Raw genomic sequence first — 18,515 nt, forward strand, 5'->3', positions numbered from 1 at the left:
AGGGAATCCGGATGAGGATGCGACACCTGCGGACCACCTTCATCGCTCTGGCGGCAATGGTTTTCGTTGCGACGCCCGTTCTGGCCGACGACCCTGCTGTTGATCCCCACGTCTCGTATATCAAGGTGCGCTTCAGCGACACGACGATGGATTTCGTTTTCGGCTCGCTTGTGCTGGGCGCCGCCGTCAACCGTGGAGTGGAGATCGGCGAGGCATTCGCCACCGCCGCGACAATCCGCGACGGCGACGCTCAAAGCTGGAGCGCCGCCTGGCTGAAAATGGCCAGTTTGATCGAGGCGCGGGGCGCCGCGGCATTGGCGAAGGGCCACTTGGTCAGTGCGCGAGACCAGGACCTGCGCGCCAGCTACGCCAATCGCCTCGCACTGGTGGCAATGCTGCCCGATGATGCCCGTTTCCGTCCGACCGCAGAACGAAGCCGTGCCTTGATGAAAAAGGCCGGAGCCCTGCTCGAGCCGAAGCTCGAAGCGATCGGGATTCCCTACGCTGGCGGCGTGCTGCCGGGATATTTCCGCAAGGCGGCGCCGGGCGAGGCTCCGGCGAAGACACTGATCATGATCGGCGGTGCGGAAACCTTCGCCGAGGACCAGTACTTCTATATCGGCCCGCAAGCTTTTGAACGCGGCTATAATTTCCTGACCGTCGACCTGCCGGGCCAGGGTCTGCTCCCGATGGACGGGCGCATATTCCGGCCCGATATCGCCACCCCGATGAAAGCGGTCGTCGATTATGCCCTCTCCCGACACGACGTCGATCCGAGGCGGCTGGCTCTCTATGGCATTTCGAGCGGCGGCGGGTTCGTCGGACAGAGCGCGGAGCGGGAACCCCGCATCTCGGCTCTGGTGATGAATAACTGCGTGGTCGATGCCGGCGCGGGAGTTGCCCAGATGGCGGTGGCCACGGCCACGCTCGAAGTGGTCGAGCGCTGGTCCTCGTTCGCCCGGATTACCAGCCAATTGATCGCATGGCGGTTCGGGGTCGATCTCAATAACCTTCCGGGGCTGGTCGCCGCCAACCGCGATTTCCGCTTCGATCCGGCGAAAGTCACAATGCCGGCCCTAATCGTGGTGGCGGGCGGCGAGCGGAAAAACCCCGAAATCGAACGCCAGACCCGGCTGTGTATCGACGGCCTGGCGAATGCCCGCAAGGCTGTCGTGGTTACGCCCGAGGCCGAGGGAGCGTCCAACCATGTGGTCATGGAAAACCGCAGCCTGATGGCACAAGTGGTCTTCGACTGGCTTGATGAAACCTTCCATTAAAGCCCGACCTCGCCTCGGGCAAAGGTTCAGGCTCTCCTATCAGCAGCAACGAGCGCTCCATCAGGATTGTCGCGGTCCGGGGCAAACGACCTGAACCGCCCAAGCCTCGCAAGCGGGAGCAAAGCCTGAGCCCCGCTATTTTCCCAATACCTAGTGCGTCCTGCGGGGCGCCTTTTTGTGACTGCCACGCATGGATGGTACTCAAATGTAGAATGCCTATTCGCTGGATATTTCCTTGAACGGAAAACCGGAAATGCAGCATAGAGAGACGATATATAATAATTTTTCGATTTCTGGATTGGTGGCATAGGGGAGATAAATAAGGGCATGTCGCAAGCATATAACGCCGTCGCGAAGGCACCCCTTCGCGGGGCTCCCGCCCGAAGGCGGCGGCCCCCTTGGTGAGGACCTGGCAACTCCACCGGGCGGGTTGAATCGCTTCGCGTCCAAATAACACAAGCAATTTGAATACATTAAAGAGAGAAATGGCGGAGAGAGAGGAGTTCGATCTGTTTATATTATATAATTGAAATATAATGATTTTTCAGCGTATGTGTGGGGTCTTGTACCCGGGATTATACCCGGAAATCCACCCCATTTTGTTCCCGGAATTCGAACCTGTCGGTGCGGGAAAATGCCAATGTAGCTCCCTCGTCTCCTGTGTTAGGTAGCTCAGCTCTCACAGGAGAAGTCACCTTCGCGACCATCCTCACCAACTTAACACGCCGCCCTTGCCTCATCTATGCCGCTCGTCTCCGCGGGAGACCCGGCTGGCATGTCGGAGCTCTGAAAGGGCAGATCGACGACGTAAAGCGTTGGCACGCCCAGGCTGGCGACGTCGTCCTAGAGGTGCGCCAGCTCGGTGAACCTCTTGCGCAAGCGAGCACCCTTGTTGCCGAGTGGCGGGCGCAGGACCTGGGCTGGCTTAAGGATCTCAATACCGGGGTCTGGCATGAGCGCCGGTTCGCCGATTTTGGGGAGCCCTCCAGCCCAGAAGTCTGCGAAGGCTTGGCGGTGTCCTTCGCGCCACCGGAATCAGGCTGGATCAAAGGTGCTGTTGCTATTGCCCGTCCGGGCGGGATGGCCTGCTTCTGGATCAGTAACCTCTATGGCCCCGAACCCCATATCGTGCCGTGGTTGGAGGAGATCTCGCGCGGAGAATATCCTCTCATCACCTTCGCCAAGGAGCGGCTATGGAAGAAATTTCTGGTGCTCCCCGGAGATCACCTGAAAGAGCGCGAACATTTGGAATATCCAGAGCCGGAGTTCGTTCGCTTCTGCATTGTCCGGCGGTGGCCGAGCGCATCGACACGGGAACTCGATGTCCTTCTTCCCCGGCTCACCCTGGTGCGCTCGATCTATCGGGCGTGGCTCGCCTGTCACGATGATGATCCGCAGCGCTTCCGGGACGAATGGACCACATTCGGCGAAAGCGAGTTGACGCCGGAGTATCCGTTTCAGCGCTCGGACTTTCTCGATGGCTGGATGCAGGGCGACGGCTAAGCTGGCCAATAAATCCGCTTCAAGGGCAACAGTTGTTGCGTCTCGATATCCAGGCGATCGTAATTTTGGATCACCGCTTCGACGAGGTCATCAATGGTCATCAGAGAGAGGGGGATGCTCGCCCGCTCGGCCTCGTAGAGAGCCTCCTTGGAGAAGCCCCCGGTCGAGACATAGAGCCCCTTGTCCTGCGGATGGCGGCCACCGAGGAAGCTGCGGATGGCCTGCGCTCCTATTGCGCCCTGACGGTGCTTTACCTCAACGACGATGCGCGGTGCCTCGAAGCCGAACCCGTCCGGCGAGGCGACGATATCCTTGCCCCGATCGGCTCCGGCCGGCGACACGCGCGTCTTGTAGCCCATGGCGCGCAGCAGACCGGCTACGAGCTCCTGCAGGTCGGCCCAGTCCAGAGCGGAGACGCGATCCTTCGTGAACTCGGTCGCTTTCTCCAGAATGTTCTTGAACACATCATCTTCGGCAATCTCTGCCGCTGCGTCCTTGATCGCGGGCTTTTGTGATTGCAGCGCCCGCAGAAGGTCCTCGATCACCTCGGCCGACAACTGGAACAGCGTCGAGATTGCGCCAAGGCTGTTGCGGCTGCGCAGGGAGAGGAGGTCTCGGGAAACCTCTCCCTGCCATTTCACCGATCGTACATTCGGGTCATCGGCATCGATGCTTAGATCCCAGCGATAGTCTCCTGCAACCTCCCCGAGGAGGTAGACCCGCCGGCCGGGATCATAGGTGACCACCCGATCCCCCACATTCATTTCGCTGCGAAAGCGATGGAGCTGTCCGGTCGCCATGGCGATGGCTTGCGGTTTCCACTCTGGCCAGACCGCAGCGACGCGGGCGGCGATCTTTTCGCGTGTCTTTAGGTCCGCGAGCGAACCGATCTCGCCCCAGCCAATGGCGATCGCGGACTTTTCCTTGAACGCGTCATAGAGTCGGCCCCCGCGCTCGGCGCGCACCACCCAAGCTTGTTTCATCAAGTCACCCGATACCGCCTCGTAGGGCTATGTTAGGCGGCGGCATGGCGACGCGACAAGATGTGCAGCGTTGCGCGGTCGGTTTTGCCGTTGCGCTTCCGCTCGCTAATGTCACCGACTGAAACGGTGAATCGGCAGGGGTGTGCCGCCTTCTGACAGGCGAATTGAGCACTAAGATCGACGCCATCTGGAACGCATTTTGGGCGGGCGCCATCGCCAACCCGGTCGAGGTGATCGAACAGATCACCTACCTCCTCTTCATCCGCGGCCTGGACGAACTCCAGACCCGTGAGGAAAACAAGGCTGCCATGGAGCGCGTCAATTTCCCGGCGGGCGTCTACCGCAAGGATCGCGACGGCGCCGACGTCACCTATGACGAATTGCGCTGGTCTCGGCTCAAGAATGCCGAGCCGGCGCGCATGTTCACGCCAGAGCGGCTTAACCCCGTCCACTTTTTCGAGAAAAGGTCACATGTCGACGTACGTGCGCTAACGCTCAATGAGCCCGCGCAAGGTCACTTTCAGCATACCGCCGCAGCACGAAGTCCCACACCTGCGCCACTTTCGCGTCCCATAATTCCTGCGGATAGGGCTCTTCGGGCAATTCGTTCAGGCGCACCCGGATTTCGCTGAACACGGCGCCCCGGGTTTCCTGGCCGCGCACCCAATCTATCGTATCCACCAGCCCACGCAGTTTCGCTAGCAGTTCCCGCGCAACCCGCTTCACTTCGGCCTCTTGGACCTGGGTCAGCTTCGGCTCAGGCGTGGTGAGCAGGTCGAAGATGGCGAGCTCTTCCTCATTCAGGCCTTCTCGGGCGGCTCGCTGCTCCTCCTCGTCGAGGTCGGCAACGAAACCTTTCAGTGCTTCGAAGAAGCGTTCGGTATCGATCGACCCGGCGTTGTATTCGGCAACGAGCCTTTCCAGCCTATCGACCAGATCGATGCGCGTGGGGTTCGCTTCGGCCATTTTCCGGGTCTTCCCCTCGGCCTCCTCTCGCAACCGTTCGGCGGCGACCTTGGGGCTGTTCTCGAAAAGCGTGGCCAGCTTACCGAAGTCTATGCCGGAAAGATCTACGCGCCCGTCCGCACCCTCGCCCTGGACAATGGGCGTCAAGATCGCCACGCCTTCCAGCTTGTCGTCGAGCAATTCGGCGATCTTGGTCCGAATGGCTGAGATGTCCGCCGGCCCCAGCTTGGCATTCACCGCATCTGCCAGCATGTGGAACGCGGCGACCCTCTTCAGGTAAGGTGCGGCCCGTTCATCGGGCAGCAGCGCCTTGTAGGCTTTTGTCACGGCGCCAGCGAGCTGGACAAACTCTCGCCGCCGCTCGTCGGGTGCAACCAGCACCTCCACCGCCTTGGCAATCCGCCCAAGCCGAGAGAGCGCGTCCGCCGTCATGATCGCCGGAATATCCACGCCAAGCGGCTGCACGAACGCGCCAGCCTGATCCAGCACCTCCTCCAACGCCTCGACCAGCGCAGCCTTGTCCTTGATCGGCGTTTCGTCCTGACCGTCGCCGGCGCTTCCGGCGTAGATCGCCAGGGCCTTTTGCAGATTGTTGAACACGCCCACGTAGTCGACGATCACGCCACTGGTCTTGCCCGGTGCGTTACGATTGGCCCGCGCGATGGTTTGCATCAGCGTGTGGTTCTTCATCGGCTTGTCGAGATAGACGGTGCCGATGCTGGGAACGTCGAAGCCGGTGATCCACATAGCGCAAACGAAGACGAGGCGGAGCGGATCGTTCTTGTCCTTGAACTTCGTCTCCAGGTCTTCCTTCTGTATTCGCTCCCGATGGGGCAAGATATTGAGGCCCTTCTTGCGAAGGTCGTCCACCTCGTTCTGGCCCTGACTGACGACCACCGCCATATCCAGTTCGCGTAGCCATTGCAGCCGCTCTGCAATGGCTGCGCCTTCCGCCTCATGCGCCGTCCTGAGTGCAGCCTCGTCTGCGGCGATCAAGCGCTGGACGGCAAGCTTCACCCGGTCATGCATCGAAACGGCGGTCGCCTTGTCGATGGCGACGAACATCGCCTTCCCGCGATAGCCGCGCATGGCAAAGTGGTGCGTAAGGTCTTCGGCCACCTTGTCGAGCCGGTCGGGGTTGGTGATGAGCGTATACTGCCGGGCGAATTCGCGCTGAAGCTTCTTTTCCTGCTCCTCGGTCAGCTCCACTTGGTCGAGCAGTTCGTCCAGCTCCGCCTTCAATTCAGCGGCGTTGAGCTGAAGCTCGGGCTTGCGAGATTCATAGTAGAGAGGCACGGTCGCCCCATCGCGGACCGATTGGGCGAAATCGTAGACAGAGACATAATCGCCGAACACTTCGCGGGTGCGGCTTTCTTCGCCCTGAATCAGCGGCGTTCCGGTAAAGCCGATGAAGGCGGCGTTGGGCAGAGCAGCCCGCATGTTGGCCGCCAACTGGTCATACTGGCTGCGGTGCGCCTCGTCGGTGATGACAATGATGTCGGAACGGTTCGATAGCACCGGCATGGCTTCCCGGTCGGCAGTCGAAAATTTCTGGATCAGCGTGAAGACGTAACGCTCGTTTCCCGCCAGCAATTCTTTGAGATGGGCGCGGCTCCCCGCCTGGGCCTGATCGATCTGCTTGGTGAGCGCGCCGGCGCTGGCAAATTGTCCGGCGATCTGGTCATCCAGCTCGGACCGGTCGGTGACGATCACGAAGGTGTAGTTGCCGCCGAGGCGACGGAGTACTTTCTCCGCGAACATCACCATGGAGAGGCTCTTGCCGGAACCTTGGGTGTGCCAGAACACGCCAAGACGGCCTTGGTTGCCCGCGACATGCTCCACCGCCGATATGGCCCGGTTCACGCCCAGAACCTGATGATATTTGCCTACGACCTTTCGCAAGCCGCCTTTGGCCTCGTCGAAAAGCGTGAAGTTTTCGATCAGGTCGAGGAAACGTGCGGGTTCGCAGGTGGCGCGCAGCATGGTGGCGAGGCTCGGGTCTTCCGGCCCGTCTTCCTCCAGCTTTTTCCAAGGGGCGAAGAAGTCGAAGTCCGTATGCGATCCACCCATGAGCGATTCATGGCCGTTGGAGAGGATCACGAAGCCGTTGAAGGGAAACAATTGCGGGATGGTGTCGCGATAATCGCGCAGATTGTCGTCATACGCGTTGAAAACGGGCTTGGAGAGCGCCTTCCACTCCGCCAGCAGCAGAGGCAGGCCATTGATGAAGCCCACGGTATCGGGGCGCCTTTTGTGCAGCAGGCCCTGAAACCACATCTGGCTGGCGACCAGGAAATCGTTCGCCCCCGCATCCTTCCAGTCAATCACGCGGACGGTGAGGGTTTCGGTCTTGCCGTTCTCAGAGTTCTTCACCTCCACGCGCACCCCATCACGCAGCAGATGGTGGAGCTCGCGATTGGCGGCGATGGGGGACAGGGCGGAGCGATCCTGCACCAGCGCCGCCTCGGCGAGAGTGAGGGCTTCCTGCGGCAGGCCGGGATTGAGCCTGGCGAGCGCGGACTTCAGCCGGGCAGGGAGCCAAGCCTGCTGAAAGCTGGTGCGGCCCGTGGGGTTGCCCGGCCCCGGTGTCTCTTCCCGTAGATTGAGATGCTGCCAGCCGAGCTGCCGCAATAGCTCGAGTGCGGGTTGCTCCACTGCGCTGTCTTCGGAAAATTGGCCAGAGAGCGAAGATGCGGCCATATCAGGCAGCCTTCAGTTCGCGCTCGGCCTGGGTGACCGAAAGCTGGCCGGAGATCAGGCGGGGAAGGAGTAGGTCGCGAGCGGCGGCTAGGCGTTTGTTCGACGATCCGATTTGGCCGACTAGTTCCAATATCGGCCACGCGGCCTTCTCGAACCGATCGAACAGGTTATTCGTAGGCGGAATGGCGATAGCGAAATCCGCGACGCTATCGGTGCGCGCGCGCTGCCGCCCGGTCGCGCCTGACATCGACATTCGCGCGTGATCGCGAAAGGCAGGCAGACGCGACAGACAATAGGTGAAGGCAGGGCCGGCCCGGCCACCACGCATGACGATAAATTCGGTTGAACCAAAACCGACGCCATCGGGGCCGGGAAGATTGCGCACAAGGCCGGTCTTCCCATTTTCCAGGCATGGTGTGATCCGCGCGAATAGGGTATCGCCGTTCTGGAACTTGGATCCGGAATTACCGTCCCGAGTTTCCGGTTCGGCGATTAGCGAGGTTGAGGTGTCGAGGTGCCCCATCGGGATAAAGGGTTTCTCGCCTTCCCGCGGAACGCGGGTTCGGGGATCGAACAGCAGTAAATCGCCAGCAGTTCCCCAACTCCAACCCGCCGGCAGCGGGCCATCGGGCGTATCTTCGATGGCCGCCACTTCATGACCGGGGAAACGGAAGCGGACGAACCATTCCTCGAACAGCCCGCGCGCCATCTCCTCCAGCACCGCGATCCGCCGCCGGTTGACCTCGATCAGGTCGTCATACGCCCCGAGGATTGAGGCGATGCGGCGCTGGGTTTCGATGGGGGGCAACGGCACTGTAAGTCGTGATAGGATGCCCTGGTTCAAGTTGTTGATGTTTGTACCACCACCTTGACTGGAGAGATGACTTCGGATCGCGCCGCCCCTCAGGAAATAAGCAAAGAATCTAGGATCAGCTCTCCTATCAGTAAAGCGAAGGCGGATAGTGAAGCCGGAATGAGAAGTTGGTTTGGGAGGATCAGCCAAAACCAAAAGCGAGCGCCCAATGAGTTCCCTGTTTCCGTTCGAACGAACAAATATGATATCATTTTTTCGGATTAGGGCGTCCGATGTCGAGAGGGCGGATGGGTTCAGTTCCGCAAGACAGGAGAAATCCACGAATAACTTGTCTTGGAAATCGGAGACTCCGACCACCGCAAGACCCAAACCGTTGTCTGCGGCGGAATAGTTCAGACCGTTTCTGAACTCTGCAAGCTGACCAAGCTCAATCGTTGTCCACTCAATCATGCCAACACCTCGGCCACATTCTCCGCGATCACATCCTGCAAACGAGCCGCCTTGGCGTTCAGCGCTTCCAATTCTTCCTGCAAGGCCGCCAGCCGCTCACGGAAATCCTCATCCTCGACCTGCTCCCCCGGCGCGACGCCCACGTAACGGCCGGGGTTCAGGCTCCACTCCTCCAGGGCGATGTCGGCCCGGGGGACCACTTTGCAGAGGCCGGGAATGTCCCGATATCCGCCATCCTCTCCGAACAGCCGGGTCATGTCCGGGCCGCTGCCCGCCTCCAGTTCCGCCGCTTCACCACGCCACAGGCGCACGATATTGCCGAGCAGTTCGATCTGCTCTCGCGTGAAATCACGATGGGCGCGCGTCACCTGCCGGAAGATGTGGCGGGCGTCTATGAGCAGCACCTGATCGGCGCGCGGGGTGTCCTTCTTCCCCTTGTCGAGGAACCACAAGGTCACCGGCAGGGTGACGGTGAAGAACATATTTGGCGACGTCGAAATGATGACATCGACCGCGCCGCTCTCGATCAGCTTGCGTCGCATCTCCCGCTCGGAACCGCCCGCGTCGCTGGCGGAATTGGCCATCACGAAGCCGGCGCGGCCCTTCTCATTCAGCGCGGCGGCGAACAGGCCGATCCAGAGGTAGTTGGCATTGTTGACCGTGGGGATGCCCAGGCTGAAGCGCGCATCCACCTCCCCTGCTTCATTGACCAGCCGGGCCTGATCGACCTCCTTCTGGTTGAAGGGCGGATTGGCCATCACGAAATCGAAGGCGCCGACCATGTGGTGCGGGTCTTCATAATAGGACGACGCCACCCGCACGTCGCCGCTGAGGCCGTGGACGGCGAGATTGAGACGGCAGAGCTTTTGCGTGTCGGCCATCTTTTCCACGCCGTAAATGCTGATGGCACGGGCGGGGTTTTCGTTATGCCGCCGGACAAATTCGGCGGAATGGACGAACATGCCGCCGGACCCGCAGGCCGGATCGAAAATCTTGCCGTGATATGGCTCGATCACTTCCACGATCAGCTTCACGATTGAGGAGGGCGTGAAATATTCCCCGCCCTTCTGCATGAAGGTGCTGGCGAACTCGCCCATGAAGTATTCGAAGATCAGGCCATAAGCGTCGCCGGTGATCTGGAGCGGTTGCAACAGCCGCAGCAGTTCGCGCAGCACCGAATTGGGCAGCGACCCATAGCCTTGCGGCAGCACGCCTGCGAGATCGGGATTGTGTTCGGCGATGGCCTTCATCGCCTCGTTCAGAGCATCGGCCAGATTTTCCGTCTCAGGCAGACCAAGCAGATGGGAAAAGCGCGCGTGTGCCGGCAGGAAGATCGCGCCCTTGGCGTGGTAATCGGCAGGCACAGGGGTGCGCAGGCGCCCCCCGCGCGGCAGCCCCGCATCCACCAGATCAAACCGCGCTTCCATCTGGCGCAACGCAATCAGCGCCAGCACCGGCTGCGCATATTGATCAGGTCGCAGCTCCGTATTGGTCCAAAGCTGGTTCGCCGTCTGGAACAGGCGCCGGGAAAGGTCTTGTAGGTCGAGGTCCGGGGAGTTGTTTTTGGTCGCGGTGGGCTGCGGCGCGACACGTGACGGCGCCGGCGCAGATGACGGAGGTGGCGCCTCGTGTTCGACCGCCTCCTCGTCCTCCATGGATTCGTCTGCCTCTGCGATGGACACCGAGCCGCCGCGACCACGTCCCACCTTCAGGAGGCCCTCTTCAACAAGCTCCTGCTTCACGCGGTCGTAGGTTGTTTCATTCCACCCCAAGGCCTCGCGAAGTCGCCCATTTCCCGCAGATCCACCCAAATTATCCAGAGCCGTCAGCAATTTATCCCTGAGCGCCAGTCGCGACATACTTGAAACCCCCATCTTCACTACCACCCCATCCAAGTGGCGGAGGCGAAGCTGAACCACACACCCTGCGTTGCAGTCTGGCTGCGCGTACTGCGCAATCTGTGCCGAACTGCGGTCCGATGCCAAGAGCGTTTTGCGCTTCGACAGGATCAATCAGCAATGAGACGCTGAAGCGCCCGATCTCGCCGCCCAAGCTGCGACACAGCAAGCCGCTGACTGAGACCGACATCGGAGTTGCGGCGGATGCTGCTCGACGCCGGCATCGGCGAAAGCCAGCATCTCTAAGCAGCCAGCGCCTTGGCGCACGGCTTTAGCCCCTTTTCGCGCTCGGTGGTGGATCTCGACCGAAATGCAGTGGCCGCAGGGTCCGGTGACTGTTTGGGGTAAGCCCAACTCTCAACGTCCCAAACGACAGCGGGAATGGCTCCATTGATGGAGGGCGCGCCTGATTTTGCAATGGTTACCGCTTTGAGGGCCCGATTGCCAATGAGCTTGGACTTCCCGTGCGCGGCCAATCAGGGCTCTTTGAAACTAGCCAGCAGCTCGGATAGCGGATCCGCGGAATTTCTCTCCTTTCCGACGTGAGCCACAAACAATCCGAGGTGTCGCGCAAGTTTCTCAAGGGCTGAGAGCTTGTCCCAGATCTGCAGCGCGACCTTTCGCTCCAGCGTTCCGTCACCCAGTTCGCGGGTCGTGATTTGCAGAAAGCGGATAGCCGCGCGGTCGTCGGGATTGAGCTGGTTCAACGGCTTGAGCTTGCCCGTCGCGTCAAAGAGCTGGCCGATATCCGCGAAGGCGATGCGGGCCAGTTCCTGTAGGACACGGGCCGCTTCCACCCCCGTCGCCTCCGCCCGGCGCTCCATCGACTCGGCGATCGCCTTTGCGATGTACGGTTTTGACAGGTTCTCGGCACCGATCTGGCGGGCGGTGTGTCGGCTGTATCCCGCACGAATGGCGGCGGCGGTCGCGTTCATATCGCGCAAATACTCCTCGACGAACATCTGCTGCTTGCGGGTGAGCTCGGTCACGACGGCCCTCCTTTTGCGTAACGTCCATCAGAAAGGATGCGGTCTGAGCCGGTGCGACGACGCCACGGGGCATGCTTCATCGTGGGCAGAAAGGCAGACGGTTCGGTGGTCGAGATAGGCTGGTGGTTCGCAATGCGGAACCAACTCAGCTGTCCCTCCCGTTCAATTGTGGCTTCCGATCGCGCGAGCGCGACAACTTCCCCGCCCCGCAGCTCCCAGGCCAAGCCCCCAACCCAGCTCTTCGGCGGCTCGAAGATGTCTGTCGCCGGCCAGCCGAGGTGGGCCGCAGCGGAGCCCCAGATGGCGAGAAAGTGGTCTACGTCCGTCAGCGCTTGGTCCCAATGAAGGGTAGAGACGCCCATCGGGATCTCGGTTTCCATTTGCCGCCGGGCATCTGCATAGGCCGCAAGAAGCGGCGAGGCTGCCTCTTCGGAGACGCGGGACACGCGACGAAAAACCGGCCGCGCGGGCAGATCGGCAACCTTCAAAACCTTCAAAACCTCGGTGTCGGTCGTTTCGAGGGTTTTGAGGGTGGGGCCCTCGCCGGCTTGGAGGCCCTGTTTGTGGGCGAGGAGCCGCTGAAGCCACTTGCTGCTCATCGTCCGCTCTCCGCGATCTTGGGATGCCAGAGATACTCAAAGGTGGGACGACCGCCCGCGGCACCGGTCGTGACCTCTCGAAGAGCCAGGTTGTGAGTTGAAACCAGGATTTGGAGTGCGGCCTCAACCGCATCACGGTCCGAGAGGCCAGCCCAACCCTTCTGATGAACATCACGTGCGCGGAAAGGAGAAGGCAGGGCCTCTCGGCGATTGAGGATCAGGCGGGCTCCCGCCTCCGCCGCGTAGGTGCCGGCTGCATATAGCCGGATGGCATGGCTGCGGAGGTAGTCCGCCCAAGTGAGGGCGTGGAGCAGGGCGCTATCGCCGATCGCTTCATTGTCCCCCGATAGGAACTGGAAAATCAGCGCGAGCGAGGCGACGGTCTTCGGCATCTTCAGCAGGTGCGCTTCCAGTGCCTCCGATTGGGCGCCTGCGCGGGCCTCGCGTTGGAGGTCGGTCATCCAGTCGATGAAGAGGCCTTGGGCGTCCTTCGTGAAACGACGTAGAGCCGGCGTCTCCGTTGTGCCGAGGTTCAGACATTCGAGGCGGAGGAAGGCGGCCTCATAGTCGCGCTCCGCGGCGGGGTCGGGACGGCGGTCGCGCCATTCCCAGTCCTTCGAGAGGTCGGGCCAAACCGCCAGTTGAAGACGCTGCACGAGCCCGTCAGCCGATGAGCCAGAGACGGCGCCGCGGACGATGGGCGCGATGCGCGCCGGCTGGACACCGCCCACAAGGGACAAGGTGGCCATCTCGATTTCGACAGTGCCGCGACCGATGCGGTCATACTTGAAGTTGGCATCGCCGTTGAAAGCCTCAAGATAAAAGGCCCGGTCGATCTGGAACGCCTCATCCTCAAGCTTCGCGAGAAGGCCCGGCAACTCATCGCGAACGACGAGCAAGCCGCGCGGGTTCTCGTTTAGGAGCTCGCCCAGCTTTTCAACGGTCGCGTCATTGACCGTCAGCCGTTTGCGCTTTGGGATAACGAGAGCCGCACCCTGCGCTTCAGCGATGATCTCTCTTGCGGCGTCACGGTCATGATCCTTCAGTTTCTTTTTCGCCTCCTTCCTGGCCTCCTCAAGGGCGATCTTCGTGACCTCGGCATCCGCCTCAGTCTGAGCGCTTTCGCTCTCCCATTCCTTTCGCCACTCCCGCTCGATCTTGTTGAGCGGCGAGAGCGCATATTTCAAGGCCGGGCTCTTCATCGCAGAGGGCGGCCCGACGACAGCGCCCCACAGGTTCGGGACCACCGTCCAGTTGTCGAATTGCTTCGGTAGGATGCGAACCCGGTTTCCAATCAAGGTTGCGCAGGCAACCAGAGCACCCACGGCTACAAAATCTGGAGGGCATTGGGTGCGGTCGGAAACATCGAAGACATAGTCCCCGACCACCGGAGGCAACATCTGGGGCACCAACTTCTCCACCGCCGGCAGGGCAGCAGCGATCGGTTGGGGATCAAGCAATGGGGCGGAGACTCCCACAAACGGCACCGCAGTGATGATGTCGGTGTTCATCGGCTGCCCTCCCGCTGGCCTTGCAGAACATCGTTCCAATCGAGACCATCTGGCGGTTCTGCCCAGAAGACGCGCCATCCCTGCGAGGTGGCGCGTTGTCCGAGTGCCCGGCCGGCGTTGCGCCCGGCCCGGTCGGCATCAATGGCGATCACCAGTTCGCCGGGCTGCGGCGGGAGTTCGAATGCGGCCATGCCGGACGCGCTGAGAGATGCCCAGACCGGGCCGTGATCGGGCAGCTTTGTGGCGGCGCTCAGCGTACTTTCGATGCCCTCGCCGACGACCAGAAGGCCGGGGCCAGAAGCGAGGCAAACACCGCCGCCATTGGCGGAGCCGATGAAGAGGCGTTGCGGCTGGACCGGAGCCTTCTCGCCGTTCGTGTCGATGAACGTGAGATGGAGGGCCGGGCTGGAGACGCCTTGCACGCAAGCGACCATGGCACCGAACCTACCCTGCGGATGCCATTCATGGGGAAGGTAGCGTAGGCTCTCTGGGATGCGGCCGCGCAGGCCACGCTTGGCGAGATACGTCTCAACAGGGCTGCCCTGGCAGCGATGAGCGGCATGCCACTTCGAGACAGCACGTTGGGCGTTCTTGATGCGCCGATGCTCCGCTTCGCGGACGGCCAGCGCGGCGGCCTCCGGATCGCCCCGGCGGGGTTCTGCCTCCTCACCATGCACGATGCCGTTGTCACGCAATGCCCTCATGATGTCCGCGTAGGAGCAGCCGGCATGACAATGGAACACCGCTGTGCCGAACTTGCCGACTGACACCGAAAGGGCAGGGGTACGGCTGTTGGGATGGGCCGGGCAGAAGCAGAGACCGCCACGGCCAGTCCAGCGCCCCCCGAGAGCTTCAACCATCTGGCGGGCATCGAGCCCGCCGCGGTGTATGAGGTGCTCAGTCATGGCGGCCGCCCGAGGCACGAGCGGCCTTCGCGTTCTCGATGACGGCAATGAGCTCTGAGCGAGGCCAGCGTGACAGACGGCCCAGCTTCAACGGCTCCGGGATGGTGCCATCCGCAACGCGACGCCAGAAACTGGCGACACTCATACCCAGGAGCGACGCTCCCACATCCACGGAAACGAGGTGATCGGTCTCGACCACCGCGACGGTCTCCCGACCGATTTGCGACGACTTGTCCATGACTGCTCAACTCACGTCTGGCATGCAACGTGCTGAGACATGGACCCCTAGGTCAGGACATTTGGCTGGGCATGTCCTGACTTTTATGGTTTCGTGATGCGATAGAATAACTTGCTGTTGGCCTCTGCAGACACACCCAATCCCTTCTTATGGGTGAGCTCCGCTGCCCGGGCCTTCGAATGGCCCGATTGCATCAATTCACGCATGTACGAGATGATCTGAGGGGTATCCGGCGCCTGCTTGCCCTTCCTCTGCCGGCCACCTTCGGCTGCCGACTGGATGGTCTTGATCCCGCGTACCGCATGGCCTTCAAACGGCTTGCCCCATGCTTCCTGCATGTGACGACCGGCGACGAATGCATATTCCGCAATCTCGGCGATGACCTCTCCAAGCCATTCCCGGTCCGCGTCGCTGTCCATCTCGGCACACATCAGCTTCGTCGCTCTATCGATGGCCGCCAGCAGCTCAAGCGAATCGCGGCTATGCTGCTCTTGGGACAGCTCGCCGGGGGCGTGATCTGCCTTTGGCTTCTTTTCGCAGTCGGCGACGGTCTCACGCAGATAGTTTTCCGCTTCCGTTCGCAGCGACGACCATGAGGCGCTTGCGATAGGAGGATCTTCTTCGATTGCCGCCTCCAGTTCGCCGAGCGCAAGGATTTTTGCGGCGCCCTTCCACTCGGATGGTGCCTCTTTCGGCCGGACGTGCCTTTCCATTCTTTCCAACCCGTCGATCACGGTTGTTTTCGGTACGCCTTCAAGCAGAGCCGCAAACAGGTCGCGTTGTTCGGCCTGAGAAAGGGCGGGCCAGAGATCCTCGATCTCATCCCACCGTCGTTGATCGAAGAGAGGCTTCCACTCGCTCATTTGATCCGCCCTGTCTCACCGGCGAGCCGCGTGAGGACCTTTCCCGAGATCGGCGTCGGTTCTCTCGTTGTCGGAGGCAGGCATGACGGGCACGGATCGTCTGCGGCGGCCCAGGAGGTCGGCAGCCGGCATCTGCCCTTCCATGATGAGGTCGGCCCAAAGCTGAGCGAGCTCGATCCGCCTCTCCAGATGTTCCGCGCGGTTGTAGGCGCTCTCCACCCGGTCCTTAGGGGTATGGGCGAGCATGAGATCGATGATCTGGCGATCGGCCGTGAAGCGCTCGTTCATCACCGAAGAGAAGGTCGCGCGCCATCCGTGTGGGACGTGCTGCCGGTGATAGCCGGCGCGGTTCAGCAGATACCCGAGAGCATTTTCGCTCGCAGGCTTGTGGGCGTTTCGCCCATTCGGGAGCACGTATGGCCCGCGGCCGGAAAGCGAACGCAGCAGCTCGATTGTCTCGATCGCCTGCTTGGCCAGCGGCACGAAGTGGTCCCGGGAGGTGTCGTCCTTGTAGGCGAGCTTGAGTTTCATACGCGCGGCGGGAATCCGCCAGATGGGCTTGTCAGCGTCCAGATCGGCGAACTCGGACCATGGCGTCGTGATGAGGGTGCCGGGCCGTACGGCGGTCAATGCGAGAAGGCGCAAGGCAAGCTTGGTGGCGGGGTTCGCGGGCGTCTCGTCCACGCGCCTGATGATCTCGCGGGCCTGATCCAGATCAGTGATCGCAGGCTGGCGTCCCTTCTTAAGGGGCTTCAGCGCCTTTTGGACAATGGCTGCCGGATCGTTGTCCGCAATGCCGCATGCAATGGCATGGACGAACACCGCCGACATGCGTTGGCGGACGCGCTTGGCCGTCTCGATCGCCGGACGGTCTTCGATCTCACGCAGGACTGCCAGCACTTCCGGAACTGTGATCGTTCGGATGTCCCTGCCGGCCAGCTTCGGAAACACGTCCCGCTCCAACGTGTGGATCACGTCGTAGGCATGGGTCGACGTCCAATGTGGCTGGTTCAGGCCGTACCATTCGCGGGCGAGGTGCTCGAAGGTCACGTTCGCCGGTACGGTCGCCACCCGCCTCCGATCGGCCTTCTCGGCAGAGGGGTCTCTGCCTTCGCGAAGCAGCTTCTTCTGAGCTGTGCGGGCCTCGCGCGCTTCCTGAAGGCTGATGTCCGGGTATGGCCCGATCGTGAGGAGCTTCTCCTTGCCGGCGATCTCATACCGGAGGCGCCAGACCTTGCCCCCTGCCGGAGAGACGGCGAGGTGGAGCCCTCCGCCGTCGGTCAGCTTGTAGGGCTTTTCGGCCGCCTTGGCTTTGCGGATCTGCATGTCTGTGAGCGACATTGGGCGACCTCCCCCTTTACCCGGTTTCTGGAGGCGGCCTTACCCGGTTTTTACCCGGGATCGACTGCGCTTTAGCGCGATATCGTGAGGCGCCCTGCAACCGATATGGCGTGCAAATCAAGCGCTGGCAAGGATTCTGATGGGGTCTGAGATGAGGTGAGATTGAGGGCTGGCGGAGAGAGAGGGATTCGAACCCTCGATACGGTTGCCCGTATACACGCGTTCCAGGCGTGCGCCTTCAACCACTCGGCCACCTCTCCAGCCGCATGCGCTTGGCGCGCATGGGAGCTTGCTGAAGTGCGCTTCAAACAGGTTCGCCGTCTGTAGCGCTCTCAGCACCGCATGCTTTTCAGCTGCGGCCCTGCTCGGTCATCCCCGTCGCAGACGGGGAAAATACAGCGCCGGTTGATGCGCTGCGTCCTAGCGAGGTCGCGGAATATACAGCCTCGGTTGCGTTGCGCAAGCGGGATTCTCCGCTCTTTGTCGCGCCATGCACAATGTTGCCGAACCCCGTGTGGCGGAAGGCCCACCGCCCGCTCTACTGCCCGCATAAAATAGCGCCGGCGGACCGCTGTGGTCCGCCGGCGCTGGATTTCGCCAACCGCCTTCGCGTTCAGTCGCGCAGCAGGTCGTTGATGGAGGTCTTGGAGCGGGTCTGGGCGTCCACGCGCTTCACGATCACGGCGCAATAGAGCGACGGGCCCGGCTGGCCGTTGGGCAGCGGCTTGCCCGGCATGGAGCCCGGCACCACCACCGAATAAGGCGGCACTTCGCCGATGAACACCTCGCCGGTCTCGCGGTCGACGATCTTGGTGGATGCGCTGATGAACACGCCCATGGAGAGCACGGAACCGGTGCGCACCACCACGCCTTCCACCACCTCGGAACGCGCGCCGATAAAGCAATCATCCTCGATGATCACCGGGCCGGCCTGCAGCGGCTCCAGAACGCCGCCAATGCCGACGCCGCCGGACAGATGCACGTTCTTGCCGATCTGCGCGCACGAGCCCACCGTGGCCCAGGTGTCCACCATGGTGCCTTCGCCCACATGGGCGCCGAGGTTCACGAAGGAGGGCATGAGCACCACATTCGGAGCGATGAAGGCCGAGCGGCGCACGATGGCGCCGGGCACCGCGCGGAAGGCGGCGGCGCGGAAGTCCTTTTCGGTCCACGAGAGGAACTTGGAGGGCACCTTGTCCCACCAATGGGCGCCGCCGGGGCCGCCGCCGATCTCCACCATGTCGTTGAGGCGGAAGGAGAGCAGCACCGCCTTCTTCAGCCACTGGTTCACCTGCCAGGAGCCGTCTTCCTTGCGTTCGGCGACGCGGGCCTTGCCGGAATCGAGCAGGTCGAGCGCGGTGTCGACGGCCTGGCGCACCTCGCCCATGGTGGAAAAGCCGATGTCGGCGCGCTTTTCGAAGGCGGCGTCGATGACGGATTCAAGCTGCTTGAGGTCGGACATGGGTGTTCCTCCATGC

General features: G+C 61.9%; 14 protein-coding genes, 1 tRNA gene and 1 pseudogene. 3 read left to right on the plus strand and 13 right to left on the minus strand.

Translation table 11 applies throughout. The features are described 5' to 3' along the window. Positions 1-11: 11 nt before the first annotated feature. Positions 12-1,277 carry an alpha/beta hydrolase family protein gene (locus V5F26_RS08440; protein WP_394947505.1) on the plus strand — a complete coding sequence of 422 codons (1,266 nt, stop codon included), beginning with the start codon at positions 12-14 and terminating at the stop codon, positions 1,275-1,277. Positions 1,278-2,126: 849 nt separating this feature from the next. After that, positions 2,127-2,780 carry a hypothetical protein gene (locus V5F26_RS08445; protein ID WP_394947504.1) on the plus strand — a complete coding sequence of 218 codons (654 nt, stop codon included), beginning with the start codon at positions 2,127-2,129 and terminating at the stop codon, positions 2,778-2,780. Here the strand turns inward: V5F26_RS08445 and V5F26_RS08450 are convergent. Next, a complete protein-coding gene (locus V5F26_RS08450; protein WP_394947503.1) occupies positions 2,777-3,763 on the minus strand; it encodes a restriction endonuclease in 987 nt (328 codons plus the stop codon). The genes V5F26_RS08445 and V5F26_RS08450 overlap by 4 nt on opposite strands. 140 nt (positions 3,764-3,903) lie before the next feature. On the opposite strand from V5F26_RS08450, the pseudogene V5F26_RS08455 reads away from it, so the two are divergent. Next, positions 3,904-4,113: pseudogene (locus V5F26_RS08455) on the plus strand (type I restriction-modification system subunit M N-terminal domain-containing protein); the annotation flags it as partial. A gap of 145 nt (positions 4,114-4,258) precedes the next feature. Here the strand turns inward: V5F26_RS08455 and V5F26_RS08460 are convergent. The 12 genes from V5F26_RS08460 to dapD form a co-directional block, all read right to left on the minus strand. After that, positions 4,259-7,429, minus strand: a complete 3,171-nt coding sequence (locus V5F26_RS08460; protein WP_394947502.1) for a type I restriction endonuclease subunit R — start codon at positions 7,427-7,429, stop codon at positions 4,259-4,261. Position 7,430: 1 nt separating this feature from the next. After that, positions 7,431-8,693 carry a restriction endonuclease subunit S gene (locus tag V5F26_RS08465; protein ID WP_394947501.1) on the minus strand — a complete coding sequence of 421 codons (1,263 nt, stop codon included), beginning with the start codon at positions 8,691-8,693 and terminating at the stop codon, positions 7,431-7,433. Continuing rightward, the gene (locus V5F26_RS08470) at positions 8,690-10,552 is read right to left on the minus strand and encodes a type I restriction-modification system subunit M (RefSeq protein ID WP_394947500.1); all 1,863 of its coding nucleotides are present in this window, start codon (positions 10,550-10,552) and stop codon (positions 8,690-8,692) included. Before V5F26_RS08470 ends, V5F26_RS08465 begins: the two co-directional genes overlap by 4 nt. Before the next feature lie 515 nt (positions 10,553-11,067). Further along, a complete protein-coding gene (locus tag V5F26_RS08475; RefSeq protein ID WP_394947499.1) occupies positions 11,068-11,580 on the minus strand; it encodes a terminase small subunit in 513 nt (170 codons plus the stop codon). Further along, positions 11,577-12,179 (minus strand): hypothetical protein, encoded by a 603-nt coding sequence (locus tag V5F26_RS08480; RefSeq protein ID WP_394947498.1) that lies wholly within the window; start codon positions 12,177-12,179, stop codon positions 11,577-11,579. The genes V5F26_RS08475 and V5F26_RS08480 overlap by 4 nt, the downstream gene beginning before the upstream one ends. Further along, the gene (locus tag V5F26_RS08485; protein WP_394947497.1) at positions 12,176-13,690 is read right to left on the minus strand and encodes a YfjI family protein; all 1,515 of its coding nucleotides are present in this window, start codon (positions 13,688-13,690) and stop codon (positions 12,176-12,178) included. The genes V5F26_RS08480 and V5F26_RS08485 overlap by 4 nt, the downstream gene beginning before the upstream one ends. Beyond that, on the minus strand, positions 13,687-14,595 hold the full coding sequence (locus V5F26_RS08490) for a DUF7146 domain-containing protein (RefSeq protein WP_394947496.1): 909 nt from the start codon (positions 14,593-14,595) through the stop codon (positions 13,687-13,689). The genes V5F26_RS08485 and V5F26_RS08490 overlap by 4 nt, the downstream gene beginning before the upstream one ends. Next, the gene (locus tag V5F26_RS08495; RefSeq protein WP_394947495.1) at positions 14,588-14,833 is read right to left on the minus strand and encodes a helix-turn-helix transcriptional regulator; all 246 of its coding nucleotides are present in this window, start codon (positions 14,831-14,833) and stop codon (positions 14,588-14,590) included. The genes V5F26_RS08490 and V5F26_RS08495 overlap by 8 nt, the downstream gene beginning before the upstream one ends. Before the next feature lie 83 nt (positions 14,834-14,916). Continuing rightward, positions 14,917-15,696 carry a hypothetical protein gene (locus V5F26_RS08500; protein WP_394947494.1) on the minus strand — a complete coding sequence of 260 codons (780 nt, stop codon included), beginning with the start codon at positions 15,694-15,696 and terminating at the stop codon, positions 14,917-14,919. 15 nt (positions 15,697-15,711) lie between these two features. Further along, positions 15,712-17,037: a tyrosine-type recombinase/integrase gene (locus tag V5F26_RS08505; RefSeq protein WP_394947493.1), complete on the minus strand. Its 1,326-nt coding sequence runs from the start codon at positions 17,035-17,037 to the stop codon at positions 15,712-15,714. A gap of 170 nt (positions 17,038-17,207) precedes the next feature. Further along, a tRNA-Ser gene (locus V5F26_RS08510) sits at positions 17,208-17,297 on the minus strand. 353 nt (positions 17,298-17,650) lie between these two features. Next, positions 17,651-18,499, minus strand: a complete 849-nt coding sequence (dapD, locus tag V5F26_RS08515) for a 2,3,4,5-tetrahydropyridine-2,6-dicarboxylate N-succinyltransferase (protein ID WP_234051387.1) — start codon at positions 18,497-18,499, stop codon at positions 17,651-17,653. Between the last annotated feature and the right edge of the window lie 16 nt (positions 18,500-18,515).

Origin of the sequence: Xanthobacter variabilis (assembly GCF_043831965.2) — a bacterium.
GTDB lineage: Bacteria > Pseudomonadota > Alphaproteobacteria > Rhizobiales > Xanthobacteraceae > Xanthobacter.

Excerpts from the sequence above, each read along its gene's own strand:
- dapD (WP_234051387.1), bottom strand. The coding sequence starts at position 18,499 with ATGTCCGACCTCAAGCAGCTTGAATCCGTCATCGACGCCGCCTTCGAA.
- V5F26_RS08480 (WP_394947498.1), bottom strand. The coding sequence starts at position 12,179 with ATGAGCAGCAAGTGGCTTCAGCGGCTCCTCGCCCACAAACAGGGCCTC.
- V5F26_RS08460 (WP_394947502.1), bottom strand. The coding sequence starts at position 7,429 with ATGGCCGCATCTTCGCTCTCTGGCCAATTTTCCGAAGACAGCGCAGTG.
- V5F26_RS08495 (WP_394947495.1), bottom strand. The coding sequence starts at position 14,833 with ATGGACAAGTCGTCGCAAATCGGTCGGGAGACCGTCGCGGTGGTCGAG.
- V5F26_RS08450 (WP_394947503.1), bottom strand. The coding sequence starts at position 3,763 with ATGAAACAAGCTTGGGTGGTGCGCGCCGAGCGCGGGGGCCGACTCTAT.
- V5F26_RS08490 (WP_394947496.1), bottom strand. The coding sequence starts at position 14,595 with ATGACTGAGCACCTCATACACCGCGGCGGGCTCGATGCCCGCCAGATG.
- V5F26_RS08505 (WP_394947493.1), bottom strand. The coding sequence starts at position 17,037 with ATGTCGCTCACAGACATGCAGATCCGCAAAGCCAAGGCGGCCGAAAAG.
- V5F26_RS08485 (WP_394947497.1), bottom strand. The coding sequence starts at position 13,690 with ATGAACACCGACATCATCACTGCGGTGCCGTTTGTGGGAGTCTCCGCC.
- V5F26_RS08500 (WP_394947494.1), bottom strand. The coding sequence starts at position 15,696 with ATGAGCGAGTGGAAGCCTCTCTTCGATCAACGACGGTGGGATGAGATC.
- V5F26_RS08440 (WP_394947505.1), top strand. The coding sequence starts at position 12 with ATGAGGATGCGACACCTGCGGACCACCTTCATCGCTCTGGCGGCAATG.
- V5F26_RS08465 (WP_394947501.1), bottom strand. The coding sequence starts at position 8,693 with ATGATTGAGTGGACAACGATTGAGCTTGGTCAGCTTGCAGAGTTCAGA.
- V5F26_RS08470 (WP_394947500.1), bottom strand. The coding sequence starts at position 10,552 with ATGTCGCGACTGGCGCTCAGGGATAAATTGCTGACGGCTCTGGATAAT.